25 protein-coding genes are annotated in these 23,222 nt (G+C 67.9%); 7 read left to right on the plus strand and 18 right to left on the minus strand.

Features of this window, described 5'->3' with window-relative positions; all coding sequences use genetic code 11:
* Positions 1-46: 46 nt before the first annotated feature.
* Positions 47-250, plus strand: coding sequence for a hypothetical protein (locus tag ACXJLU_RS07260; RefSeq protein ID WP_073464837.1), 204 nt, complete (start codon positions 47-49; stop codon positions 248-250).
* Between the two features lie 58 nt (positions 251-308).
* Positions 309-1,055: a DUF1223 domain-containing protein gene (locus tag ACXJLU_RS07265; protein ID WP_457329773.1), complete on the plus strand. Its 747-nt coding sequence runs from the start codon at positions 309-311 to the stop codon at positions 1,053-1,055.
* Positions 1,056-1,061: 6 nt separating this feature from the next.
* On the opposite strand, the gene zwf is transcribed toward ACXJLU_RS07265, so the two are convergent.
* Positions 1,062-2,525, minus strand: coding sequence for a glucose-6-phosphate dehydrogenase (gene zwf, locus ACXJLU_RS07270; protein ID WP_457329774.1), 1,464 nt, complete (start codon positions 2,523-2,525; stop codon positions 1,062-1,064).
* Between the two features lie 116 nt (positions 2,526-2,641).
* Here zwf and ACXJLU_RS07275 point away from each other — a divergent pair, with 116 nt between their 5' ends.
* The 5 genes from ACXJLU_RS07275 (at position 2,642) to ACXJLU_RS07295 (ending at position 5,968) form a co-directional block, all read left to right on the plus strand.
* Positions 2,642-3,409: a hypothetical protein gene (locus tag ACXJLU_RS07275; protein WP_457329775.1), complete on the plus strand. Its 768-nt coding sequence runs from the start codon at positions 2,642-2,644 to the stop codon at positions 3,407-3,409.
* Positions 3,410-3,432: 23 nt separating this feature from the next.
* The gene (locus ACXJLU_RS07280) at positions 3,433-4,845 is read left to right on the plus strand and encodes a serine hydrolase domain-containing protein (protein WP_457329776.1); all 1,413 of its coding nucleotides are present in this window, start codon (positions 3,433-3,435) and stop codon (positions 4,843-4,845) included.
* Positions 4,838-5,107: a hypothetical protein gene (locus ACXJLU_RS07285; RefSeq protein WP_457329777.1), complete on the plus strand. Its 270-nt coding sequence runs from the start codon at positions 4,838-4,840 to the stop codon at positions 5,105-5,107. Before ACXJLU_RS07280 ends, ACXJLU_RS07285 begins: the two co-directional genes overlap by 8 nt.
* A gap of 64 nt (positions 5,108-5,171) precedes the next feature.
* Positions 5,172-5,582, plus strand: coding sequence for a hypothetical protein (locus ACXJLU_RS07290; RefSeq protein WP_457329778.1), 411 nt, complete (start codon positions 5,172-5,174; stop codon positions 5,580-5,582).
* A gap of 8 nt (positions 5,583-5,590) precedes the next feature.
* Complete coding sequence (locus ACXJLU_RS07295) at positions 5,591-5,968, plus strand: type II toxin-antitoxin system VapC family toxin (RefSeq protein ID WP_457329779.1); 378 nt, start codon at positions 5,591-5,593, stop codon at positions 5,966-5,968.
* Between the two features lie 55 nt (positions 5,969-6,023).
* On the opposite strand, the gene ACXJLU_RS07300 is transcribed toward ACXJLU_RS07295, so the two are convergent.
* The 17 genes from ACXJLU_RS07300 to ACXJLU_RS07380 form a co-directional block, all read right to left on the minus strand.
* On the minus strand, positions 6,024-6,485 hold the full coding sequence (locus ACXJLU_RS07300; protein ID WP_457329780.1) for a nuclear transport factor 2 family protein: 462 nt from the start codon (positions 6,483-6,485) through the stop codon (positions 6,024-6,026).
* 24 nt (positions 6,486-6,509) lie between these two features.
* Positions 6,510-7,289, minus strand: a complete 780-nt coding sequence (locus ACXJLU_RS07305; protein ID WP_457329781.1) for a transporter substrate-binding domain-containing protein — start codon at positions 7,287-7,289, stop codon at positions 6,510-6,512.
* A gap of 37 nt (positions 7,290-7,326) precedes the next feature.
* Positions 7,327-8,067: an amino acid ABC transporter ATP-binding protein gene (locus ACXJLU_RS07310; protein ID WP_457329782.1), complete on the minus strand. Its 741-nt coding sequence runs from the start codon at positions 8,065-8,067 to the stop codon at positions 7,327-7,329.
* Positions 8,039-8,701: an amino acid ABC transporter permease gene (locus ACXJLU_RS07315; RefSeq protein ID WP_457329783.1), complete on the minus strand. Its 663-nt coding sequence runs from the start codon at positions 8,699-8,701 to the stop codon at positions 8,039-8,041. Before ACXJLU_RS07315 ends, ACXJLU_RS07310 begins: the two co-directional genes overlap by 29 nt.
* Entirely contained in the window at positions 8,698-9,438 is a 741-nt protein-coding gene (locus tag ACXJLU_RS07320; protein WP_457329784.1) for an amino acid ABC transporter permease, read from the minus strand. The genes ACXJLU_RS07315 and ACXJLU_RS07320 overlap by 4 nt, the downstream gene beginning before the upstream one ends.
* Before the next feature lie 206 nt (positions 9,439-9,644).
* Positions 9,645-10,553, minus strand: coding sequence for an SDR family oxidoreductase (locus tag ACXJLU_RS07325; RefSeq protein WP_457329785.1), 909 nt, complete (start codon positions 10,551-10,553; stop codon positions 9,645-9,647).
* Positions 10,550-11,488 (minus strand): glutathione S-transferase family protein, encoded by a 939-nt coding sequence (locus tag ACXJLU_RS07330; RefSeq protein ID WP_457329786.1) that lies wholly within the window; start codon positions 11,486-11,488, stop codon positions 10,550-10,552. The genes ACXJLU_RS07325 and ACXJLU_RS07330 overlap by 4 nt, the downstream gene beginning before the upstream one ends.
* Position 11,489: 1 nt before the next feature.
* Entirely contained in the window at positions 11,490-12,581 is a 1,092-nt protein-coding gene (locus ACXJLU_RS07335; protein ID WP_457329787.1) for a fatty acid desaturase family protein, read from the minus strand.
* A gap of 52 nt (positions 12,582-12,633) precedes the next feature.
* The gene (locus ACXJLU_RS07340) at positions 12,634-13,653 is read right to left on the minus strand and encodes an NADP-dependent oxidoreductase (protein WP_457329788.1); all 1,020 of its coding nucleotides are present in this window, start codon (positions 13,651-13,653) and stop codon (positions 12,634-12,636) included.
* A 27-nt stretch (positions 13,654-13,680) separates the two neighbouring features.
* The gene (locus tag ACXJLU_RS07345; protein WP_457329789.1) at positions 13,681-14,124 is read right to left on the minus strand and encodes a PaaI family thioesterase; all 444 of its coding nucleotides are present in this window, start codon (positions 14,122-14,124) and stop codon (positions 13,681-13,683) included.
* 1 nt (position 14,125) lies between these two features.
* Positions 14,126-14,917, minus strand: a complete 792-nt coding sequence (locus tag ACXJLU_RS07350) for an SDR family oxidoreductase (protein WP_073464806.1) — start codon at positions 14,915-14,917, stop codon at positions 14,126-14,128.
* A 12-nt stretch (positions 14,918-14,929) separates the two neighbouring features.
* Positions 14,930-16,906, minus strand: coding sequence for a M3 family metallopeptidase (locus tag ACXJLU_RS07355; RefSeq protein WP_457329790.1), 1,977 nt, complete (start codon positions 16,904-16,906; stop codon positions 14,930-14,932).
* Between the two features lie 20 nt (positions 16,907-16,926).
* Positions 16,927-17,118 carry a hypothetical protein gene (locus ACXJLU_RS07360; protein ID WP_457329791.1) on the minus strand — a complete coding sequence of 64 codons (192 nt, stop codon included), beginning with the start codon at positions 17,116-17,118 and terminating at the stop codon, positions 16,927-16,929.
* A gap of 17 nt (positions 17,119-17,135) precedes the next feature.
* Positions 17,136-18,983: an acyl-CoA dehydrogenase family protein gene (locus ACXJLU_RS07365; RefSeq protein ID WP_457329792.1), complete on the minus strand. Its 1,848-nt coding sequence runs from the start codon at positions 18,981-18,983 to the stop codon at positions 17,136-17,138.
* Positions 18,984-19,126: 143 nt separating this feature from the next.
* Positions 19,127-20,302, minus strand: a complete 1,176-nt coding sequence (locus ACXJLU_RS07370; protein WP_457329793.1) for an acetyl-CoA C-acyltransferase — start codon at positions 20,300-20,302, stop codon at positions 19,127-19,129.
* Positions 20,303-20,317: 15 nt separating this feature from the next.
* Positions 20,318-22,411 carry a 3-hydroxyacyl-CoA dehydrogenase NAD-binding domain-containing protein gene (locus ACXJLU_RS07375; protein WP_457329794.1) on the minus strand — a complete coding sequence of 698 codons (2,094 nt, stop codon included), beginning with the start codon at positions 22,409-22,411 and terminating at the stop codon, positions 20,318-20,320.
* A 111-nt stretch (positions 22,412-22,522) separates the two neighbouring features.
* The gene (locus ACXJLU_RS07380; protein WP_457329795.1) at positions 22,523-23,218 is read right to left on the minus strand and encodes an ABC transporter ATP-binding protein; all 696 of its coding nucleotides are present in this window, start codon (positions 23,216-23,218) and stop codon (positions 22,523-22,525) included.
* Positions 23,219-23,222 lie beyond the last annotated feature (4 nt).

The raw sequence follows: 23,222 nt of genomic DNA on the forward strand, positions 1-23,222 counted from the left end.
TTCCTGTGGATTGGCAGCGGCCCCGTCTGATCGAAGAATCCACCCCATGCAAACGCTCTCTCCCCTCCTCGACCGCCAGACCTGGATCGAACAAGTTGCCGCGGAACTGACGGTGGCCTCCAAGTTGATGAGCCCGTCGATGGCCACCGGCTTCGCGGCCGACCTGTGGCAAGCCTGGGGCCACCTGCCGCCGTCGGCCGCAGCGCAGTACTTCCTCGATCCGGCGGTGGAGTACCCGTCGACCTTCTGAGCCCATCGTAAGAAGCCGGATCCAGCCGCGACCCAGGCAGTCGACCCTGGAGCCTGCGATGTCGCCATCCTCTCTCGTCACCGCCCTGCTGGCTGCCGGCCTGCTGGCGCCGTCCGCCCATGCCGCCGGCGCCTGCATGGCGCAGAGCGCCGCGACCGCGGCCACCGTGCTGGAGCTCTACACCTCGGAGGGCTGCAACTCCTGCCCCCCAGCCGACCAGTGGCTGTCTCGCGTGAAGGCCGAGCCGGGGGTCATCGCCCTCGCCTTTCATGTCGACTACTGGGACCGCCTGGGTTGGACCGACCGCTTCGGCAGCGCCGCGCACACGCGGCGGCAGGCCGCCCAGGCCGCGCTGAACGGCGCGCGCTTCTCGTACACGCCGCAGGTGGTCATCGACGGCGTCGACCGCAAGGATTGGCCGGTGGCCGCCGCTGCGTGGCAGCCGGCGCGCCGGCCGGCCGCGCCGGTGACGCTGCTGCTGGTGCACGACGGCGCAGCGGTCCGCGCGACGGTGCAGCCGGCGACCGGCGCACCGCCGAAGCTCGCCGCGTACTGGGCCGTCACCGAGAACGGCCACGTCAGCGCGGTGAAGGCGGGCGAGAACGCCGGCGTGACGCTGAAGCACGACCGGGTGGTGCGCGAGTACCTGCCGGTGCAGGCATGGCCCGCCGAGCCCGGCACGCCGATCTCGCTGACATTCGCGCCATCGTCGACGGGCGATGCCGGCCATCCACGCAGCATCACGCTGGTGGTCGTCGACCCGGCGACCGGCCGTCCGCTGCAGGCCGTCGAGATCGGCTGCTGACCTGCTTCATCCACCCGTCTTGTTCGGGTCGCGCCACGCGCGCTCGAACGGCAGCCGCCACGCATGGGGCGCGATCAGTTGGTGGATCGACTTCGGCCCCCATGACCCCGGCGGGTAGAGCCGCACCGGCGGCGGGGCTTCCAGCAACTGCGTCGACACCTGCCACAGCCGCTCGATGCCCTCGGCGGTGGTGAACAGCGTGCGGTCGCCGCGCATCGCGTCGAGGATCAGCCGCTCGTAGGCTTCGAGCACCTCGCCGATCAGGCCGGTGTCGTGCATCGCGAACTGCAGGCTCAGCTTGTCGAGCCGCATCCCCGGGCCGGGCCGCTTGCCGTAGAACGACAGCGACATCTTCGATGCATCGGCCAGGTCGAAGGTGAGGTGGTCCGGCCCCTGCGCGCCGACGCCGGAGCCGGGCGGGAACATGCTCTTCGGCGGCTCGCGGAACGCGATCGAGATGATGCGCTGGCCCTCGGCCATGCGCTTGCCGGTGCGCAGGAAGAACGGCACGCCGGCCCAGCGCCAGTTGTCGATGTAGCACTTCAGCGCGATGAAGGTCTCGGCCTCGGATTCGGGGTCGACGCCCGGCTCGGCGCGGTAGCCGGCGTACTGGCCGCGCACCACGTCGGCCGGCTGGATCGGCAGCATGCTGCGGAAGACCTTGTTCTTCTCCTCGCTGATCGGCGCCGGCTCGAGCGCGGTGGGCGGCTCCATCGCCATGAACGCGAGGATCTGGAACAGGTGCGTGACCACCATGTCGCGGTAGGCACCGGTCTGCTCGTAGAAGCCGGCGCGCGTTCCCAGGCCGAGCGTCTCGGGCACGTCGATCTGCACGTGGTCGATGAAGTTGCGGTTCCAGATCGGCTCGAACAGGCCGTTGGCGAAGCGGAACGCGAGGATGTTCTGCGCCGGCTCCTTGCCGAGGAAGTGGTCGATGCGGAAGATCTGCTCCTCGGCGAAGGTCTCGTGCAGCCGCGCGTTCAGCGAGACGGCGCTCGCGAGGTCGGTGCCGAAGGGCTTCTCCATCACGATGCGCGAGCGCTCGACGAGACCGGCCTCGCCGAGCATCTGCACCGCCGGCAGCGCGGCGCTGGGCGGCACGCTCAGGTAGTGCAGCCGCCGTGTCTCACCGCCCAGGCTGCGCTCGGCGGCCTCGACCGCGGCGCGCAGCGCGGATGCGCCGGCCGAGAGCGGCACGTAGTCGAGGCTTTGCGAAAACTGCGCCCAGTCGGATTCGGTCACCTTGCGGCTCGCGAACTCGCCGAGCGCTGCGCGGGCCACGCCGCGGAAGCCGTCGGCATCGATGTCGTCGAGCGAGACGCCGATGATGCGGCAGCCGGGGATGAAGCCTGCGGCCGACAGGTGGTACAGCCCCGGCAGCAGCTTGCGCCGTGCGAGATCGCCGGTGGCGCCGAACAGCACGACGACCTGCGGGAAGCGCGGGCCGACGCCCGGGGGGATCTTGGCCATGGAAGGGGTCCTGGTCGGGAACGCGGAAACAGATGGCGACGCAGCTTGCCACACGCCGCATCGATCACCAACTGGGGGCGGGCATACTGCGGCGGTCGCACACGTCGGGAGCGCGGATGCAAGGCATCAAATGGGCATTGCTGGGCGGCCTGAGCTTTCTGCTCGTGGCCTGGGCCGCGTACCACCAGGGGCGGCACCAGTGCCCGGTGTGTGCCGAGATCGACCGGGCGCAGGTGCTGTCGGAGCTGATCGTGCCGGCGCAGAAGCTGATCCTGGTGGAAGCGAGCAGCCAGCAGCGCGTCAACTGGACGCTGAAGACCGGCTGGCCGCGCATGGCCGAGCTGCTGCACTTCCTCAGCTTCAACAACATCAACAAGGATTCGACCGGCACGCTGAGCTACGAGGCCCGCTACGCCTACGGCTACGACCTGGCCAAGCGCGGCAGCTGGTCGCTGTCGAAGACGGCGCAAGGCGGCTTGCTGTTCAAGGCGCCGCCGGTGCAGTTGGTGGGCTGCCCGTCGGTGCTGACGCAGAGTTTTCGCTTCGAGACGCTCGAGAAGGGCATCTTCATCGACGAGTACGCGCGGCAGAACGAGGTGCTGGTCTACGCCACCGCGCTCGCGCTGAGCCAGGCCCACGACCGTCTGCGCACGCCGGCCACGCACGCGCAGATGAAGGACGCGGCCGACAAGGAACTGCGCTCGCTATTGATCTCGCTGGCGCAGCCGCTGGGCCTGGCGATCAAGCCGGAGCAGATCGCGATCGAGCCGATGGCTGGGCAGCAGGAGTCGGCGCCGGCGGTGTGGTCGCCGCGCATCGATGCGGCCGGGGTGCCGGATGCGGCGACCTTGAAGATGCTGAAGGACGCGGGCTGCGCGTCGTAGCTCGCGAGCAAAAGGAAGATCCGATGAAACGATGGCTGGGTGCCGCGCTGGACTACCTCCCGCGCTGGCTGGAGCACCAGATGCGCGTCAGCGAGCAGCCCGGCTGCGCGATCGCGGTGGCGCACGACGGCAAGCTGGTGCTCGAACAGGCCTTCGGGCATGCGAACCTGGCGCAGCGCACGGCGCTCACGCCGCAGCACCGCTTTCGCGTGGCCTCGCACTCCAAGACCTTCACGACGGTCGCGATCATGAAGCTGCGCGAGGCCGGCCGCCTGCAGCTCGACGATCGCATCGGCCGGTATGTGAGCGGCCTGCATCGCGATGTGGCGGCCGGCACGCTGACCCAGCTGCTGTCGCACACCGCGGGCCTGGTGCGCGATGGCACCGATGCCGGCCAGTGGCATGACAGGCGGCCCTTCCTCGACGAGGCCGAACTGCGCGCCGACCTGGCCGGCGGGCTGGTGATCGATGCCAATGCACGGCTGAAGTATTCGAACCACGGCTACGGCCTGCTGGGCCTGGCGATCGAAGCCATCACCGGCGAGCCCTATGGCGCCTGGATGCAGCGCGAGGTCATCGCGCCTGCGGGCCTGGAGGCGACCTGGCCCGATGCGCCGATCGCCCCCGCCCTGCCCTTCGCCAACGGCCACAGCGCCAAGTGGCCGCTGGGCCGGCGCGTGGTGATCGCCGGCGACAACCCGACGAACGCGCTGGCATCGGCCACCGGCTTCGTCAGCACAGCGGGCGACCTGGCGCGCTTCTTCGGCAGCCTGTCACCCACCGCCGGGCGCGGCGTGATCGGCAAGGCGAGCCGCCGCCTGATGTGGCATCGGCAATGGTCCGACCCGTACTCCAGCCTGAACCGCGGCTACGGCCTGGGCACGATGTGCGGCTCGGTGGCGGACTGGGAATGGTTCGGCCACACCGGAGGCTTCCAGGGCACGTTGACGCGCACCGCCTGCGTGCCGGCGCAGGGCCTGACGGTCACGGTGCTGACCAATGCGGCCGACGGCCTGTCGAACGCGTGGGTCGACGGTGCGTTGCAGGTGCTGCGTGCGCACGCGGTGCACGGCGCGCCGTCGAAACGCGCGGCGGCGTGGACGGGCCGCTGGTGGACGCTGTGGGGCGCGACCGACCTGCTGCCGATGGACGGCAAGGTGCTGGTCGCCAATCCCGCGCTGGCCAACCCGATGCTGGACGCCACCGAGTTCACGCCCGACAGCCGCGAGCGCGGCCGCATCACGCTGGCCGGCGCCTTCGGCAACCATGGCGAGACGGTGCGGCTGCGGCACGACGCGCGCGGCACGGCCAGCGAGTTCTGGCTGGGCGGGACGAAGATGCTGCCGGAGCGGCGGGTCGCGAAGGAGTTGTCGGCACGGGAAGGCAGATCACCCGGCGGTTCACCCGACGCAGGGGCGGCAGATGTCGATGTCTGAAGCCTTCCGCGAAACCTACCGCGGCCACGACCTCGACTTCGCGCCGCGTGCGTCTGCCGGTGGCGGCTTCGTCGCGCGGCTGCAGGTCATCCACAGCTTCGGCGCGCACCGCGACCAGTTCAGCGTCGACGTGGGCTCGATGGTGTTCGCAGAAGCAGAACAGGCCGCCCTGCACGCGAAGCAGGCCGGTCTGAAATGGGTCGATGACAGGGTCGGCGTGCGACCCTTGGAACTCGCGGGGCGGGAAGGCGCGTCGTCGTGAGGGGCTTCTCCTTCAAGTCTCGACTTTCGACATCGAGACTTGGAAAACACTTCCCCTCAAGCTCATGCGCGACAACACCAACTTCTCGAACGCCCAGATCAATCCGCCAGTGGCAACCCTCGACCCGTCCCACACCGGTGGTAAGGTCGAGTGCCAGTCAGAGCGCCGCGGTACGCCACGAATGCAACTCGATGCGAGGACCTTCATGAATCCTGTCGTCATCAAACATGTTCCCGTCGCCGAACTTCCGGCACAGTGGCGTGCTCAATTGACGCCGACCGGAAGCGGGCTGGTCACCGTGCGCATCGAGGCTGAAGCCGACGCATCGCAGCAGGCAGACACCTCGGACACGTCCACCGACGACCCGCTGTTCGGCATGTGGCGTGATCGCGAAGACATGAAAGATGTCGAGGGCTACATCCGATCGATTCGCGCCTCGCGTTTCAACGCTGACGGCACGCCACGCAACGACTGAGGTTGCCGATGCTGATCGATTCAGATGTGCTGGTGTGGCACACGCGGGGTCATGTCGGCGCGGCCCGGCGTCTGGGCAATATCCGCCCATGGCGCATGTCGGTGGTGACGTACATCGAGCTCGCCCAGGGTTGCCGTGACAAACGAGAGCTGCTGCAGTTGAAGAAAGGCCTGGCCGCGAGACGCACGGAAATCGTCCCGCTGACACCGGCCATCTCGCAGCGCGCCGCAGACCTTGTCGAGGCCATGGCGTTGTCGCATGGGCTGCGACTGGCCGATGCGCTCATCGCGGCAACCGCGGTCGAACATCAGGCCGTGCTGCTGACCGGCAATCGCAAGCACTTCCTTGCAGTGCCTGAGATGCAGATCGAGGCGTTCGAGCCTTGACCTGCCCGAGGGCCGACTTGCGGCATCACATCCGCCGCAGGCCAGCCCCGTCACATCACGCCGGCGGGCGCACCGCCTGGCGTGCCAACAGCTTCCACGCCCCGCCCTGACGCTGCCACACCTGCAGCACGTGCAGCTTGACGTTGCCGGCGACGCCGCGGTCGTTGGTCTTCGCGACCAGCGTGTGGCGGATGATCGTGATGTCCTGCACCACCTTCACCGTCTGGTCGCTGATGTCGATGCTCACGAAATCGGAGTTGCCGGCCATCAGGTCGGCGATGAAGCTCGCCTTCGTGTCGACCTTGGCGCCCGAGTGGCCGTAGCTCAGCTCATCGGCCACCAGCGAGCTCAGCACCGCCTGGTCGGGGTCGACCATCGCGACACGCAGCTTCTCGGCCGCGGCCACGGCCGAATCACCGGCACCTGCGCTGCCACCAGCACCCACAGGCATCACCGAACAGGCGCACAGCGCCAGGCTGCCGGCCAGCAGGCCCAGCATGGTCTTGATCTTCATCATCGTCGTCTCCTTCAGGGCTGAAATTCAGGGGTGGACCGTGGCCGGCAGGTCCTTGCCGTGGTACTTCTTGTAGATCGCGTTCAGGTTGCCGTTCTTCAGGTTGGTCGCGACCCAGTTGTCGACCCAGGCCTTCAGCTTCGGCTGCTCCTTGTTCAGCGCGATGCCGAGCAGGAAATCCTTCTGGTCGAACTTGCGCTCCCAGTTGAGTTGCGGCGCGCGCTTGACGATCTCGCCCAGGTTCGACGGCGTGCTCGAGAACGCATCGATCTGGCCGGTCACCGCCGACGTGATCAACGTCGCGTCGTCTTCGTAGCGCATGATCTCGGCGCCCTTCGCGTTCTGCGTCGTGATGGTGTCGTTCACCGTCGCACGCGTCAGGCCGATGCGCTTGCCGTTCAGGTCCGGGTAGTCCTTGACGACCGTGGCCTTGGGGGCCGCGACGATCAGCGTCAGCGCGGCGTACGGGTGCGAGAAGTCGATCACCTTCTGGCGCTCTGGCGTGATCGACAGGTCGGCCACGACGATGTCGGCCTTGTTGGCCTGCAGCGTCGGGATGCGCGCCGCATTCGTCACCGCCACCATCTCGAACTTCACGCCCAGGTCCTTGGCCAGCAGCGCCGCGGTGTCGACATCGGAGCCGGTGGGCTGCATGTTGGCGTCGGCATAGCTGAACAGCGGCGTGCCCATCGCGACGGCGATGCGGATCTTGCCTTCCTTCTTGATGTCGTCGAGCTGGTCGGCCAGCGCCACCTGCGTGCAGGCGGCCAGCGCGAGCAGCGCCAGCGTCTTCTTCGGGGAAATCATGTCGTCTCCTGTGGTTGATCTCTTGGGGGCAGCGGCTTCACAGGCCGTTGCCGATGAACGCCTGCAGCTCGGGCGTGCGCGGCGCGTCGAGCATCTCGCCGGGGCCGGTCTCCCAGACCTGGCCTTCGTGCATGTAGATGATCCGGTCGGCCAGGCGCTTCGCGAAAGCCATCTCGTGCGTGACCAGCAGCATCGTCATGCCGGCGGCGGCAAGGTCTTCCATCACGCGCAGCACCTCGCCGGTCAGCTTGGGGTCGAGCGCCGAGGTGACCTCGTCGAACAACATCACGCGCGGCGACATCGCCAGCGAGCGCGCGATCGCGACGCGCTGCTGCTGCCCGCCCGACAGCTGCTCGGGGTAGGCATCGCCCTTGTCCTTGAGCCCGACCTGGTCGAGCACGCGCACCGCGGTGTCGTGCGCCTGCGCGGTGCCCTGGTTCTTCACGTGGCGCAGCGCCAGCATGATGTTCTCGCGCGTGGTCAGGTGCGGGAACAGGTTGTAGCTCTGGAACACGATGCCGACGTCCAGGCGCAGCTGCTTCAGGTCGACATCGGGCGCGTCGACGCGGATGCCGCACACCTCGATGCGGCCGCTGTCGATGGCCTCGAGCCGGTCGAGGCAGCGCAGCGCGGTGCTCTTGCCCGAGCCGCTGGCGCCGATCAGCGCCACCATCTCGCCGGGCCCGACGTCGAAGGACACGCCGCGCAGCACGTGGTTCGAGCCGAAGCTCTTGTGGACGTCCTGCAGGCTAACGATGGTCGACACTTCGGCGGACATTCAGTCGGTTCTCCATGGCCTCGCTCCAGCGCGACAGCGGGTAGCACAGGCAGAAATACAGGACCCCGACCAGGCTGAACACCAGGAAGGGCTGGAAGATCGAGTTGTTGATGATCTGGCCGGCGCGCGTCAGCTCGACGAAGCCGATCACCGACGCGAGCGAGGTCATCTTGATGATCTGCACCAGGAAGCCGATGGTCGGCGGCAGCGACAACCGCACGGCCTGCGGGATGATCACCAGCGACAGCGTCTGCCAGCGCGTGAAGGCCAGGCACTCGGCCGCCTCCCACTGCGGTGCCGGCATCGCCTCGACACAGCCGCGCCAGATGTCGCCCAGGTAGGCGCTGGCGTAGATCATCATCGCCAGGCCCGCGGCGACGATCGCCGGCAGCGTGAAGCCGTAGACCGACAGCCCGAAATACACCAGGAACAGCCAGATCAGCAGCGGGATGCCTTGCACGCACTCGATGTAGACAGCAGCCGCGCGGCGCAGCCAGCGGTGCGTGGAGATGCGCGCCAGCATCACGCCAAAGCCGCCGATGCCGCCGAGCACGAAGGCGAGTACCGACAGCAGCAGCGTCCAGCCGATCGAGCTGACGAGGTAGACGGCATGAGTGGACGTGAAGCCGTTCATGCCATGCCCTTCGGTACGAGCACGCGCTCTCGCACCGGCGCGGCAGCCGCGGCACGACGAGCAGCCGCGATCACGCGCTTGCGACGGAACAGCCAGTGGCCGAGCCCTGCCGCGACGAGCTTGATGATCAGCGACAGCGCCAGGTAGAGCGCCGCGACGACGATGTAGGTCTCGAGCGAGCGGAAGGTGTCGGACTGCACCGTGTTCGCGACGGCGGTCAGCTCTTCGGCTGAGATCTGCGAGGCCATCGCCGAGGCCTGCATCATCAGCAGGAACTGGCTGGTCAAGGCAGGATAGACCTTCTCGATCGACGGCTGGAGCATCACGTGCCAGCGGATGCGCCACTTCGACAGCCCCAGGCATTCGGCCGCCTCGAGCTGGCCCTTGGGCACCGACTCGAGCCCGGCGCGCACGATCTCGGCGACGTAGGCGCCGATGTTGACGATCATCGCCAGCACCGCCGCAGTGAAGGTCGGCATGCGCAGGCCGAAGCTCGCGAGCCCGAAGTACAGCAGGAAGATCTGCACCAGGAACGGCGTGTTGCGCACCGCCTCGATGTAGATGCTGCACAGCCGCGACACCCAGCGCCGGCTGCCGCGTTTCGCGAAGGCCACCAGCACGCCGACGCAGACCCCGACCAGCACCGCGACGGTCGTCATCTTGAGCGTCAGCCATGCCCCGCGCAGGAACACATCCCAGTAGGGAAGGAGGCTGCTGAACTGGAGCGAATACTTCATGGGGCCGGGGGATCAGATGTCGTACGTTGTCGTACAACTTGGAAACGGGCCGCATTATGAGGAGGGTCGGATGCCCGCTGCCATGCGGGTAAGCCCGGGGATATCGTGGAACGCCAGGGCGCTCGCGCTGAAAGCGATGGGTGACTTGTATGACGAGTCATGTCGTGGCGGCTTCCCAGCCGCCATGTGCCAAGGGATACCGAGGGCTACACCGTGCGCAGCGCCGCCTTCAATTCCTCGCCCAGCTCAGGCTTCTGCGCGAACGGATCGGTCGGGTTGCGCGGCGTCATGATGTCCTCGAGCCGCGTCTGCACGCTGGCCAGGCTCTTCGGGTGGCTGAAGATGTAGAAGCGGTCGTTCGCGATCGCGTCGAACACCATCTGCGCGACCTCGGCCGCAGTCAGCTTGCCGCTGGTCACCGCCTTGTTGCTCATGGCCTGCGCGATCAGCTGGCTCTTGGTCGGCTTCGCGTCGCCGTCGCGCAGGTCGGCTGGCCGGTTGCGGTGGCTCTGGTGGATGCCGGTGGGCACGAAGAACGGGCACAGCACCGAGGCGCTGACCTGGTCGGTGACGAGGCGCAGGTCCTGGTACAGCGTCTCGCTCATCGCGACGACCGCATGCTTGGTCACGTTGTAGACGCCCATGTTGGGCGCGCACACCATGCCGGCCATCGACGCGGTGTTGACGATGTGGCCTTGCCAGGCCGGGTCCTTCTTCGCAGCGGCCAGCATCATCGGCGTGAAGACCCGCACGCCGTGCGCGACGCCCATCAGGTTGACGCCGACGACCCACTCCCAGTCCTTCAGCGTGTGCTCCCAGATCAACCCGCCGGCACCGACGCCGGCGTTGTTGAACACGACGTTCGGCGCACCGAAGCGCTCGAACGTCGCAGCGCCCAGGGCCTCGACTTCAGCGGCCTTGGCCACGTCGAGCCGCTGTGCGAGCACCTGCGCGCCGAGCGCGCGGATCTCGGCGGCTGCGGTGTCCAGCGCGTCCTGTTGCACGTCGGCCATCACGACGTTCATGCCCAGCCGCGCGGCAATGCGCGAGGCCTCCAACCCGAAACCCGATCCTGCCCCCGTGATGACGGCGGTGCCGCCCTTGAAGTTCTTCATGTCGTCTCCGTTGAAACCTTCTTGACCTGGTAGCCGATGCGCGGGAAGTGCACATGCAGCAGCCCGCCGCGCTCGTCGAGCCGCTCGACGACCACCTCATGTGCCGTCAGCCCGACCAGCGTGCCGGCCACCGGGTCGGGCGCGTAGTCGGTGGGCATCACGGTGACGGCCGCGCCGGCGTCGAAGCCGAGTCCCGGCTCCACCTTCACCGGCGCATGGGTGGTGGCGCGCGCGGCGATGTCCAGCGCGTCGGCACTCGTCATCTTCTCGACCGCACCGTGCCCGAAGGCCGCGACGCGCTCGTACCAGCTGATCAGCTTGCCGAACGGCGCGAGGATGGTCGCCACCGGCGGTGCACGGCGGATGTACCAGAGCGACTGCGCGACCGAGAAATCCGCGATGCAGGGCTGCGCACCCATCAGGAACGGCCGGCCATCGGCGACCTGCGATTCGAGCCAGCCGAAGTAGCTGAGCAACTGCACGGCGGCGTCGGCGGTGGTCACGCGGCGCATGCCGGCCGTCATGGCCGCGCGGTCGGCACCGAAGGCCTTCAGGAATTCGGGTGGCGCGCCCTCGAAGATGTGGGCCACGCCGGCCGGCTGCATCGTGTACGGAATCGCGGTCCAGAACAAGGTTGAGTCGGCCCACTGCGCGACGAGGTGCTGCAGGTCGCCGGCCGCGTGCGGGTACAGCGGCGGTTTCGGCGCCAGCGTGTCGATCACGCGCGCCATCAGTGCGGTGTCGCACCAGATGTCGGCGCCCATCTGCAGGAACGGCGTGCGGCGGTAGCCGCCGGTCAGCGCGACGACGTCGGGCTTGGGCAGAATCACCGGCACCTTCACCGACTTCCACGCCAGGCCCTTGAAGCCGAGGATGAGTCTCACCTTCTCGGAGAACGGTGAGCCGTCGTAGTGATGCAGGATGAGTTCGGTCATGTCAGCCCTTCGGCGCACGCGGCGCGAAGATGATCTTCCAGGTTCCCCGCAGGTCACGAACCTCGGCGTTGTGCAGCGCGCCCTTCTCCACCAGCAGACGGTGCAGGCGAGGCAGGTGGTAGTGCGGCACGGCGGGGTACAGGTGATGCTCCAGGTGGTAGTTCACATGGTGCGGGAACAACAGCGCGCGGCCCATCACGTTGGCGACACCGCCGCTCGTGCGGTTGCTGCGCGCGGCCGTCAGCGGCGACGACAGGTCGGTCACCCCGCCGTGCTCCATGATCGCGCGCAGCCGCAGGATGGGCTGGAGCACCGTCAGCAACGGCAGCATCCACAGCACCGCGTACTGCAGCAGGCCCCGCCCGCCGCCGAAGGCCCAGCAGAGCAGCGGCGCTGCGACCTGGAAGGCCACCACGGCCCAGCGGTCGCGGCGCGCGCTGGCGCGCAGTTGCGGCGAGGTGTCGTCCAGCGGGCGCGCCGCCTTCTGCGTCACGTCATTGAGTGCCGGCGCGCCGAAGAAATACGCGAAGGTCTTCCATGCGTTCCAGCCGACGAGGTCCTGGCCCAGCTTCTTCCACAGGTACAGCACGCCGCGCGGGTAGCCGCCGTGGATGGCCGTGTCCGGGTCTTCCGCGGTGTAGAGATTGTTGTGGTGCAGCCGGTGGATCACGCGGTAGGTGCACATCGAGATGCCGCCGGCCATGCCGATCAGCCTGCCCACCGCATCGTTGACGCCGCGGTGGCTGAACAGCCGGTAGTGCGCCGATTCATGCGCCAGGATGAACAGGCCGTGCTGGTGCACGCCGATCACCAGCACCGCCAGCACCGCGATCGCCCAGCCCCACGGCATGYCCCAGGTGAGCAGCGCCGCGGCAACGGCCAGTGCGATGCTGCCGAAGGTGGTCAGCACCGCGCCGAACGAGCGCCAGTCGTTCAGCTGCGTCAGCGACGCGATCTCGTCGGCGTTCAGGATGCGGCGCGCGGCTGCATTGCCGGAACCAGCCACGCGCGCCGCCGCAGTGCGCGGTGGTTCGATCGGCCGCAGGTCTTCGCGGAACTCTTCGCCCGCGACGGGTGTGGATGAGGTCTTCATCGCCAGGTCCTCCAATCGCTGTCGGCGTTCGACCGCCGACAGCGTCTCGGGTTCAGACGAGCTTCACCAGTTGCTTGCCGAAGTTCTGGCCCTTCAACAGCCCCAGGAACGCCTCCGGGGCCGACTCGATCCCCTGCGCCACCGTCTCGCGGTACTTCAGCTTGCGGGTCGCCACCAGCGTGCCCAGCTCCTTCAGCGCTTCCGGCCACACGCCCATGTGCTCGCTGACGATGAAGCCCTCGAGCTTCAGCCGCGACTGCAGGATGAGCTGCGGGTGCGTCAACGGGATCGGCTGGCCGTCGTAGCCGGAGATCATCCCGCACAGCGCGACGCGACCGAAGGCGTTCATGCGCGCGAGCACGGTGTCGAGCATCAGCCCGCCGACGTTCTCGAAGTAGCCGTCGACGCCGTCCGGCGTGGCTTCTTTCAGCGCGGCGTACAGCGCCTTGGGGTCGCGGTGCGCCTTGTAGTCGATGCAGGCATCGAAGCCCAGCTCGTCGACCACGTAGCGGCACTTGTCCGGCCCGCCGGCGATGCCGACCGCGCGGCAGCCGCGCACCTTGGCGAGCTGCCCCACCGCGCCGCCGACCGCACCGCTGGCCGCGCTGACGACGATGGTCTCGCCCTCCTTCGGCGTGCAGATCTTCACCAGGCCGTACCAGGCGGTCACACCCGGCATGCCAACCGCACCGAGGTAGGCCGACAACGGGATGTGCGCGGTATCGACCTTGCGCAGCGTGCCGGGCTGGCTCGCGTCGACCACGCTGTACTGCTGCCAGCCGCCCATGCCGACCACCTTGTCGCCGGCCTTGAAGCCCGCGTGGCGCGATTCGACCACCTCGCCGGCCGTGCCGCCGATCATCACCTGGTCCAGCGGCTGAGGCTGCGCATAGCTCTTGCCGGCGTTCATGCGGCCGCGCATGTACGGGTCGAGCGACAGGAAGTGGTGCCGCACCAGCACCTGGTTGTCCGCCAGTGCCGACACCGGGGTCGACACGAGGCGGAAGTTGGCGGCGACGGCCTCCTTGTCGGGGCGAGACGCGAGAACGATCTGCTGGTTGGTGGTGGTCATGGCTTGTCTCCTGGCTTGTGTCGTGGGTCAGTCGGAGGCGTTCGAGCGGAGGATCTTGCGTCCCCCTGCCGGAAGCCCTTGCAGGTACTTGAAGGTGCCGCTCGCGCTCGCGAGCAGCTCGCCGTTCGCATCGACCACCGTGCCCTCGCAGAACGCGAGCGACGCGGTCGCGTGCAGCAGCTTGCCGCGCGCGACGAGTCGGCCGAGGCCCGGGCGCATGAAGCTCGTCTTCATCTCGATCGTCACGACGCCGGTGCCGCCCGGCTGGCCGCCCGGCTTGATCGAGCTGCTGCGCGCGGCATGCGCCATCGCAACATCCAGCAGCGTCATCGTGACGCCACCGTGCGCGACGCTCCACGAGTTGCACAGCTCGTCGCGCAGCGTCACGCCGATCTCGGCCTCGCCGTTTTCGAACTTCAGCAGCTCGAAGCCGAGTTGGGCGACGAAGGGAATGTGGACGGGAAATTCCATCTCAGTGGCCATGCACCGCGCTGACGCCACCATCCACCGCGAGGATCTGGCCGGTGATGTGCTTTCCCGCGGCCGAGGCGAACAGCAGCGCGACGCCTTTCAGGTCGTCGTCGTCGCCGATGCGGCCGAGCGGCGCGCCGGTCGCGAGCGCCTCGACACCCACCTTGGCGATCGTGCCGGCCGTCATCTTGCTCGGGAACATGCCCGGCGCGATCGCGTTGACGGTGATGCCGTGGCGCCCCCACTCCGCCGCCAGTGTGCGCGTGAAGTTGACGACTGCGCCCTTGCTGGTGCCGTAGGCGATGTACTTCATCGTCGACGGCGAGCCCGACAGCCCGGCGATCGACGCGACGTTGATGATGCGGCCCGACTGGCGCGGGATCATGCTGAGCCGCCCGATCGCCTGGCTCATCAGGAAGATGCTGCGGATGTTCAGGTTCATCACCTTGTCCCAGGCCTCCAGCGGGTAGTCCTCGGCCGGCGCGCCCCAGGTGGCGCCGGCGTTGTTGACGAGGATGTCGACGCGGCCGAGCCGCTGCATCGCCTCGTCGGCCACGCGCTGGATCTCGTCCGGCTGGCTCGCGTCGGCCGCGACCCATCGGGTGTCGATGCCGCGCGCCTGCAAGTGCGCGGCGGCCTCTTCCAGGTCAGCCGCCTTGCGCGAGGTCAGCAGGATCTTCGCGCCGGCCTCGCCCAGCGATTCGGCAATCTGCAGGCCGAGCCCGCGCGAGCCGCCGGTCACCAGCGCGGTCTTGCCTTCGAGGTTGAACAAGGTCTGGATCGGCGTGCTCATGGAATCGATCTCCTAGTCGTTGTGGCGGTTCAGGGATTTGAAGAAGGCATCGCTGTTCGTCTCGCGGCCCAGGAAGTTGCGCATCAGCCGGGCCGGCGCCTGCTGGCTGCCCTGCGACAGCACCTGCTCGCGGTAGCGCATGCCGACCTCGCTGCTGAGCTTGTCGGCGGCGAACGCGGTGCGCAGGTCCTCGGCCAGCACCAGGCTCCACAGGTAGCCGTAGTAGCCCGAGGCGTAGCCGGTCGCGATGTGCGAGAAGCCGGCCGGGAACATGCTGCCCCTCACGTGGCCGAGCGGCGTCGCGCCTTCCATGCGCTGCCAGGTGGCCATCGGCTCGGGCGCATCCTTCGCGTACAGCGCGAGGTCGTAGCTCGCGTACAGGTGCTGGCGCGCCACCGCGATGCCCTTCGCGAAATCACGCGCCTTCGAGGCCCGTTCCACCAGGTTGTCCGGGGCCGGCTTGCAGCTCGGGCAGACCTCCTTGAACAGCGCCAGCACGCGCGCGTCGTAGACCCAGTCCTCGAGCATCTGCGACGGCGCCTCGACGAAATCGAGCTGCACGTTGGTGCCGCCCTGCGTCGCATAGCGGGTGTTCGACAGCAGCCCGTGCATCGCGTGGCCGAACTCGTGCAGCAGCGTCTCGAGCTCGTCGATGTTCAGGCCCTGGCGGTTGAAGTTGACGACGAGGCCGGCGGCCGGCGTGCGGTTCACGAGCGTCGACGGGTTGCGGAAGCTCCAGACCGCCGCGTGGTTGTACTTGCCTTCGCGCGGGTACAGGTCGACGAAGAACGTGCCGAGCACCTTCTTGCTGGCGACGTCGCGCACCTCGAACGACTGCGCGTCGGGGTGCCACAGCGCCTGCTTCAGCGGCTCGAACTGCACGCCGAACAGCTGGCCGGCGACGCGGAACACGAAGTCCAGGCTGGCCTGCGGCGGGAAGTAGGTGCGGAACTCCTCGGCGTCGAGCTGGAAGCGGTTGCGGCGCTCGCTGAAGGTGTAGTAGGTCAGGTCCCAGCGGTTCAGCGTGGTCGACTCGAGCGACTGCTTCAGGTCGCGGGCCTTGGCTTCACGCAGCAGGCCGAGGTCGGCCACTTCGCGCTGCGCGACGGCGTCTTTCACGGTGCCGAGGAAGGTCTGCACCGCCGCGGCGTTGCCGGCCATGCGGCGGCGCATCGCGAAATCCGCATATGACTCGAGGCCGAACAGCTGCGCGTACTCGCGGCGCAACTGGCCGAGCTGCTGCAGCGTCTTCAGGTTGGCGGTGCCACCCAGGTTCTGGAACGCACGCCACATGCGCTCGCGCGTGGCGCCGCGGCTCGCGTTCTCGATGATCGCGTCGTAGCTCGGGTAGTCGAGGCCGAACACGTAGCGGCCGGTCGCATCGCGCTTGCGGTCCTTCAAGGCCTCGGCCGGCACGCCGTCGAGTTCCTCGGGCGCGAACGCGACCCGCGTCTTGTCGTCGCGGATGCGGCGGTCGAACAGCTGGCCGAGCCGGGTGATCTCGTTGCTGAGCTTCTTCGCGCGCGCCTGGCGGGCGGGCGTCAGCGCGACGCCGGCGTCCTCGAACGCATCGAGCGTGTCGCGCAGCAGGCGGGCATCGATGTCATCGGCAGGTTTGACCTGCTTCAGCAGCGCGTAAATCTTGGGGTTCTGCAGGAAGCTGTTGCGGAAGTTCTGGTAGCCGAGGTCGCAGGCATCGGCCGCATCGCGCACCGCCTTGTCGGGGTGCACCGCGTTCAGCAGCGACAGCGGCCCGACGACGTCTTCGTAGCGCCGGTTCATGCCGTCGAGCTCGGCGAGCAGCGTCGTGGCCTGTCCCGCCTGCAGGCGCTTCTCGTCGGCGCGGGCGCTGGCGATCAATACCTTGCAATCGGCATCGGCCTGCGCCGCGTTGCGGTAGTTCGGGAACACGTACGACGGCGTGGCCGGCTGGGCGACGGCGCTGCCGGCGACGAGCGCGATGGCCAGCAAGGTGAAGCGAAAGTTCATGGGAGTCCGGATCAAAGGGTTCAGGTGGGGCTCTTCATGCGCGAGCGCACGTAGATCAGCACGATGCCGCAGGTCGCGACGACCCYGCCAACCACCGCGATGCCCCAGCCCAGCGGCTCCACGTAGCGTTGCACCGCCAGCCCCAGGCCGACGCCCAGCAAGCCGGCGTAGATCAGCACCCAGACGAGGGTTTCGACGGTCGAAGTCTTCATCGCAATCTGGCCCGGTGTCAGAACCAGGCATCGTTCATGGAACGGCAAGTATCGTCCCGTGTCTCGACCACCTTCAGCCAGGCGGGGACTTTGGGCAGTTCGTAGCGGAAGAAGAAGCGCGCGGCGGCCAGCTTGCCGTGCAGCAGCGCGGTGTCGCCCTGCCCTGCCGCCGTGGCTTGCTCCAGGTGCTCTTGCGCGCAGATCGCGACGTCCAGCCAGACCCAGGCCAGCACGGTGTGCCCGAAGGCCTGCAGGTAGGGCGTGGCATTGGCGAGGGCCTCTTCGGGCACGCCGCTGGCCCACGCGGCCTTGGTGGCGTTGCCCAGCGCCTTCAGCGCACCGGCCAGCGCGTTGGCGTGTTCGGCGAGTGCAGGCAGCATCAGCGCGCGCTGGATCGTCGCGTTGACCTTGTTGGCCAGCAACATCAGGCCCTTGCCGCCGTCCATCACGACCTTGCGGCCGAGCAGGTCGAGCGCCTGGATGCCGTGGGTGCCCTCGTGGATCATGTTGAGGCGGTTGTCGCGCCAGTACTGCTCCACCGGGTAGTCGCGGGTGTAGCCGTAGCCGCCGAGCACCTGGATCGCGAGGCTGTTGGCCTCCAGGCACCACTCGCTGGGCCAGCTTTTCGCGATGGGGGTCAGCATCTCCAGCAGCAGCCCTGCTTCGGCCGCGATCTCAGGGGGCGCGGTATGCAACTCGTCAACGAGGCGAGCGCAGTACAGCTCCAGCGCCAGCGCGCCTTCGCAGTAGCTCTTCTGCGCGAGCAGCATGCGTTTGACGTCGGCGTGCTGGATGATCGGCACCTGCGGCCGCGTCGCGTCCTTGCCGCTGGGTCCGATGGGACGCCCTTGCGGGCGTCCGCGCGCATAGTCGAGGCTCGCTTCGTAGCCGGCGTAGCCGAGCATCGTTGCCCCCAGCCCGACGCCGATGCGGGCCTCGTTCATCATGTGGAACATGCAGCGCAAGCCTTCGCCGGGCTGCCCGACGAGGTAGCCGATGGCGCCGCCTTCCCCGCGCACCGGAAACCTGCCCTCGCCGAAGTTCAGCAGCGTGTTCGGAATGCCGCGATAACCCAGCTTGTGGTTGAGCCCGGCGAGCGCCACGTCGTTGCGTTCGCCGGTGAGGCGGCCTTCGGCGTCGACCATCTTCTTCGGCACGACGAACAGCGAGATGCCGCGCGTGCCGGGAACGAGTGCGCCATCGGGCCCGGGGATCTTCGCGAGCACCAGGTGGACGATGTTCTCGGCCAGCTCATGCTCGCCGTTCGAGATCCACATCTTGTTGCCGCGCAGGCGGTAGCGAGGGCCGAGCGGATCACCAGCCGCATCGGCACCGTCAAGCGTGGCACGGGTGACGATGTCCGACAGGCTCGACCCGGCCTGCGGTTCGCTCAGGCACATGGTGCCGAAGAAGCGCCCGGAGAACTCGTTCTTCGCAAACACTTCTTTCTGCAGCGGCGTGCCGTGCGCCATCAGCAGGTTGGCATTGCCGCTCGTCAGCATGCCACCGCCGCCCATGCCGATGCCGCCTTTCGCGAAGAAAGCATTCGCGGCCATCTCGATCACGCAAGGCAGCTGCATGCCACCGATCTCGTAGTCCTGCGCCGCGGCGAGCATGCCGGATTCGACATAGGCCCGCGAGGCATCGTGCGTGGCCTGCGGCTGGATCACGCGCTCGCCATCGAAGCGAGGCTCTTCGGTGTCAGTGATGCGATTGAAGGGCGCGAACTTCTCGCGGGCGATGCGCTCGCAGGTGTCGAGCACGGCGTCGAAGGTGTCGCGCGAGTGGTCGGAGAAGCGGCTGCGGTGGCGCAAGGCGTCGACCGCGAGCCAGTCGTAGAGGAAGAAGTCGAGGGTTGGGCGCATGTCGATCTCGATGACGAAAGCACATGCGCGAATTCGCGCAGGCTTCGATACCTCAGCCCGAACGGTGATGGGGTGTTCGACGTCCGCAGGCCACCACCCGTTCGGGCTGAGGTATCGAAGCCTGCACCACCGGTCGCCGTGTGCTATAGCACTTCGAAGATGCCAGCGGCCCCCATGCCACCGCCGATGCACATCGTGACGCAGACCCGCTTGGCCCCACGGCGCTTGCCCTCGATCAACGCATGGCCAGTCAGGCGCTGACCACTGACGCCATACGGATGCCCGACAGCAATGGCCCCGCCGTTGACGTTCAAGCGGTCCATCGGAATCCCCAACGTGTCGGCGCAATAAAGCACCTGCACCGCGAAGGCCTCGTTCAGCTCCCACAGGTCGATGTCCTGCACGGTGAGCCCAAGCCGCTTCAACACCTTCGGCACCGCGAACACCGGGCCGATGCCCATTTCATCAGGCTCGCAACCCGCCACCGCGAAGCCGAGAAAGCGCCCCAGCGGCTTCAGCCCGCGCTGCTGCGCCAGCGTCTCGCTCATCACGACGCAAGCGCCGGCACCGTCGCTGAACTGGCTCGCATTGCCGGCAGCGATCAGCCCGCCCGGCAAGGCCGGCTTGATGCCCGCGATGCCTTCGACCGTCGTGCCGTACCGCAACCCCTCGTCGACGCTGATCGTCACTTCCTTGCTGCGCAGCCCCATCACCGGATCGGCCACGCCCGCGGTCACCGTGACCGCCACGATCTCGTCGCTGAACTTGCCGGCGTCCTGCGCCGCACAGGCCTTCTGCTGGCTCGCCGCGCCGTACGCGTCCATGCGGTCGCGGCCGATCTTGTAGCGCTTGGCCACCTGCTCGGCGGTCTGCAGCATGCTCCAGTAGATCTCCGGCTTGTGCTCGCGCAGCCAGGGGTCGACGATCATGTGCTTGTTGGCCTCGTTCTGCACGCACGAGATGCTCTCGACGCCACCGGCCACGTACACGTCGCCCTCGCCGGCGATCACGCGCTGCGCAGCCATCGCGATCGTCTGCAGGCCGCTCGAGCAGAAACGGTTCACGGTCACGCCGCTGGTCGTCACCGGCAGCCCGGCGCGCAAGGCGACCTGGCGTGCGATGTTGCTGCCGGTCGCGCCCTCGGGCGTCGCGCAGCCCATGATCACGTCGTCGACCTCAGCGCCTTCGATGCCGGCGCGCTCGACTGCGGCCTTCACCGCGTGCCCGCCCAGCGTCGCGCCATGCGTCATGTTGAAGGCGCCCTTCCAGCTCTTGGCCAGCGGCGTGCGGGCGGTGGAAACGATCACTGCATTGGTCATGGTGTGTGCCCCTGATCAGGAGAAAGTCTTGCCTTCGGCCGCCAGGCGCGCCAGCAACGGCGCGGGCTGCCAGAACTTCGCGTCGTCGTGCGGGTTCTTCGCGAAGCGGCGCATGCTCGCCACCACGTTGAACAAGCCCACGGTGTCGGCATAGCACATCGGCCCGCCGCGGTGCAGCGGGAAACCGTAGCCGGTGAGGTAGACCATGTCGATGTCGCTCGCGCGCAGCGCAATGCCCTCCTCGACGATCTTCGCGCCCTCGTTGACCAGCGCGAACACCAGCCGGTGCACGATCTCGTCGTCGCTGATCTTGCGCGGCGTGATGCCCAGCTCGGCACGGTGCTTCTCGATCATCCCGTCGACCAGCGCGCTCGGGATCGCATCGCGCTTGCCCGGCACGTAGTCGTACCAGCCGGCACCGGTCTTCTGGCCGAAGCGCCCCATCTCGCACAGCAGGTCGGCGGTCTTGCTGTAGCGCAGGTCCGGCTTCTCCAGGTAGCGGCGCTTGCGGATGTACCAGCCGACGTCGTTGCCCGCGAGGTCGCCCATGCGGAACGGGCCCATCGCGAAGCCGAATTTCTCGACCGCCTTGTCGACCTGCTGCGGCGTGCAGCCCTCTTCCAGCAGGAAGCCGGCCTGGCGCGAGTACTGCTCGATCATCCGGTTGCCGATGAAGCCGTCGCACACGCCCGACACCACGCAGGTCTTCTTGATCTTCTTGCCCAGCGCCATCACGGTGGCCAGCACGTCCTTCGCGGTCTTCTCGCCGCGCACCACCTCCAGCAGCTTCATCACGTTGGCCGGGCTGAAGAAGTGCGTGCCGATCACGTCCTGCGGGCGCTTGGTGAACGACGCGATCCTGTTGACGTCCAGCGTCGAGGTGTTGCTCGCGAGGATCGCGCCGGGCTTCATCACCTCGTCGAGCGTCTTGAAGACCTGCTCCTTCACGCCGATGTCCTCGAACACCGCCTCGATCACCATGTCGGCGTCCTTCAGGTCGGCGTAGTTCAGCGTGGTGCTCAGCAGCGCCATGCGGGCGTCGAGCTTGTCCTGCTTCAGCTTGCCCTTCTTGACCTGCGCGTCATAGTTCTTGCGGATGATCGCGACGCCCTTGTCCAGCGCCTCCTGCTTCATCTCGAGCATCACCACCGGGACGCCGGCGTTCAGGAAGTTCATCGCGATGCCGCCGCCCATCGTGCCGGCACCGATCACCGCGAGCTTCTTCACGTCGCGCACCGGCGTGTCGGCCGGCACGTCGGGGATCTTGGTGGTGGCACGCTCGGCCACGAAGGCATGGCGCAGCGCGCGGCTCTCGGGCGTCATCATCAGCGCGATGAAGGCTTCGCGCTCCTGCTTCATGCCGTGGTCGAACTTCTTGTAGACCGAGGCGGCGACGGTCTCGACGCACTGCAACGGCGCCGGGAAGTTGCGCGACATCGCACCGACCGTGTTGCGCGCGAACTGGAAGAACGCGTCGGGGTTCGGGTGCTCGGCCTTCAGGTGGCGCACCAGCGGCAGCGGACGCTTGTCGGCGACCTCGGTCGCGAACGCCACCGCACCGGCCAGCAGGTCGCCGTCGATCATCTTGTCGAACAGCTTCTGCCCCGGCGCCATTGCGAGCAGCTCGCTCTTGACCGGCTCGCCGCTGACGATCATGTTCAGCGCGTTCTCGACGCCGATCACGCGCGACAGGCGCTGCGTGCCGCCGGCCCCGGGCACCAGGCCCAGCTTCACCTCGGGCAGCGCGACCTGCGTGCCGGGCGCGGCGACGCGGTAGTGGCACCCGAGCGAGAGCTCGAGCCCGCCGCCCATGCACACCGTGTGGATCGCGGCGACCACCGGCTTGGTGCAAGCCTCCACCGCGAGGATCACGCTCAGCAGGTTCGGCTCCTGCAGCGCCTTCGGCGAGCCGAACTCGCGGATGTCGGCACCGCCCGAGAAGGCCTTGCCGGCGCCGGTGATCACGACGGCCTTGACCTTGTCGTCGGCCTGGGCCTTGTCGAGCCCGTCGGTGAGGCCCTTGCGGGTGTCGTAGCCGAGGCCGTTGACGGGCGGGTTGTCGAGCGTGATCACGGCAACGGGGCCGCGAAGTTCGTAGGTGGCGCTCATGCGGTGTCCTCCGGATGATGGAGAGTGGAAATAGAACGATCGTTCGATTCTAGGAAGGAATCGTGGCGGGGTGATGTCTCGTCAGCGACAAGCCCGGATTGGCATCCGGAGTCAGACCTCCAGCCACTCCTTGCGAATATAGGCGTTGCCCCGCAGGTCGGTCGGCGTGCCCTCGAACACGATCCGCCCATGCCCCATCACATAGCAACGCTGCGAGATCTCCAGCGCGATCGTCAGCTTCTGCTCGACCAGCAGCACCGAGACGCCGCGCCGCTTCAGCTCGTTCAAGTACTGCGCGACCTGCTCGACGATCTTCGGCGCCAAGCCTTCCGTCGGCTCGTCGATCATGATCAGGTCAGGGTCGCCCATCAGCGTGCGGCACAGCGTCAGCATCTGCTGCTCGCCGCCCGACAGCACGCCGGCCTCGGTGTGCTGCCGCTCCTTCAGGCGCGGGAACATCGCGTACATGTCGTCGAACGACCAGCGTGGCTGCGGCCGGCCCCGCTTCTGGCCGAGCAGCAGGTTCTGGTGCACCGTCAGCTTCGGAAAGATGTCGCGGTTCTCCGGCACGTAGCCGATGCCCTGGTGCGCGATCTCGAAGGCCTTCAGCCCGAGCAGCTCGCGCTCGCCCCAGCGCACCGAGCCCTTTCCGTCGACCAGGCCCATGATCGCCTTCACCGTGGTCGAGCGGCCCGAGCCGTTGCGCCCGAGCAGGCTGACGATCTCGCCGGGCTTCACGTCCAGCGTCACGCCGTGCAGCACATGGCTCTTGCCGTAGAACGCATGCAGGTTGTCGAGTTTCAGCATCGCA

The organism is Rhizobacter sp. P5_C2, from assembly GCF_054049715.1.

Bases quoted from the DNA above. Each gene is read 5' to 3' on its own strand.
- zwf (WP_457329774.1), bottom strand. From the start codon at position 2,525: ATGGCCAAGATCCCCCCGGGCGTCGGCCCGCGCTTCCCGCAGGTCGTC.
- ACXJLU_RS07280 (WP_457329776.1), top strand. From the start codon at position 3,433: ATGAAACGATGGCTGGGTGCCGCGCTGGACTACCTCCCGCGCTGGCTG.
- ACXJLU_RS07330 (WP_457329786.1), bottom strand. From the start codon at position 11,488: ATGACCGAACTCATCCTGCATCACTACGACGGCTCACCGTTCTCCGAG.
- ACXJLU_RS07315 (WP_457329783.1), bottom strand. From the start codon at position 8,701: ATGAACGGCTTCACGTCCACTCATGCCGTCTACCTCGTCAGCTCGATC.
- ACXJLU_RS07290 (WP_457329778.1), top strand. From the start codon at position 5,172: ATGCGCGACAACACCAACTTCTCGAACGCCCAGATCAATCCGCCAGTG.
- ACXJLU_RS07345 (WP_457329789.1), bottom strand. From the start codon at position 14,124: ATGGAATTTCCCGTCCACATTCCCTTCGTCGCCCAACTCGGCTTCGAG.
- ACXJLU_RS07300 (WP_457329780.1), bottom strand. From the start codon at position 6,485: ATGATGAAGATCAAGACCATGCTGGGCCTGCTGGCCGGCAGCCTGGCG.
- ACXJLU_RS07285 (WP_457329777.1), top strand. From the start codon at position 4,838: ATGTCTGAAGCCTTCCGCGAAACCTACCGCGGCCACGACCTCGACTTC.
- ACXJLU_RS07350 (WP_073464806.1), bottom strand. From the start codon at position 14,917: ATGAGCACGCCGATCCAGACCTTGTTCAACCTCGAAGGCAAGACCGCG.
- ACXJLU_RS07320 (WP_457329784.1), bottom strand. From the start codon at position 9,438: ATGAAGTATTCGCTCCAGTTCAGCAGCCTCCTTCCCTACTGGGATGTG.
- ACXJLU_RS07260 (WP_073464837.1), top strand. From the start codon at position 47: ATGCAAACGCTCTCTCCCCTCCTCGACCGCCAGACCTGGATCGAACAA.
- ACXJLU_RS07295 (WP_457329779.1), top strand. From the start codon at position 5,591: ATGCTGATCGATTCAGATGTGCTGGTGTGGCACACGCGGGGTCATGTC.
- ACXJLU_RS07355 (WP_457329790.1), bottom strand. From the start codon at position 16,906: ATGAACTTTCGCTTCACCTTGCTGGCCATCGCGCTCGTCGCCGGCAGC.
- ACXJLU_RS07365 (WP_457329792.1), bottom strand. From the start codon at position 18,983: ATGCGCCCAACCCTCGACTTCTTCCTCTACGACTGGCTCGCGGTCGAC.
- ACXJLU_RS07370 (WP_457329793.1), bottom strand. From the start codon at position 20,302: ATGACCAATGCAGTGATCGTTTCCACCGCCCGCACGCCGCTGGCCAAG.
- ACXJLU_RS07310 (WP_457329782.1), bottom strand. From the start codon at position 8,067: ATGTCCGCCGAAGTGTCGACCATCGTTAGCCTGCAGGACGTCCACAAG.
- ACXJLU_RS07305 (WP_457329781.1), bottom strand. From the start codon at position 7,289: ATGATTTCCCCGAAGAAGACGCTGGCGCTGCTCGCGCTGGCCGCCTGC.
- ACXJLU_RS07325 (WP_457329785.1), bottom strand. From the start codon at position 10,553: ATGAAGAACTTCAAGGGCGGCACCGCCGTCATCACGGGGGCAGGATCG.
- ACXJLU_RS07265 (WP_457329773.1), top strand. From the start codon at position 309: ATGTCGCCATCCTCTCTCGTCACCGCCCTGCTGGCTGCCGGCCTGCTG.
- ACXJLU_RS07375 (WP_457329794.1), bottom strand. From the start codon at position 22,411: ATGAGCGCCACCTACGAACTTCGCGGCCCCGTTGCCGTGATCACGCTC.
- ACXJLU_RS07275 (WP_457329775.1), top strand. From the start codon at position 2,642: ATGCAAGGCATCAAATGGGCATTGCTGGGCGGCCTGAGCTTTCTGCTC.
- ACXJLU_RS07380 (WP_457329795.1), bottom strand. From the start codon at position 23,218: ATGCTGAAACTCGACAACCTGCATGCGTTCTACGGCAAGAGCCATGTG.
- ACXJLU_RS07340 (WP_457329788.1), bottom strand. From the start codon at position 13,653: ATGACCACCACCAACCAGCAGATCGTTCTCGCGTCTCGCCCCGACAAG.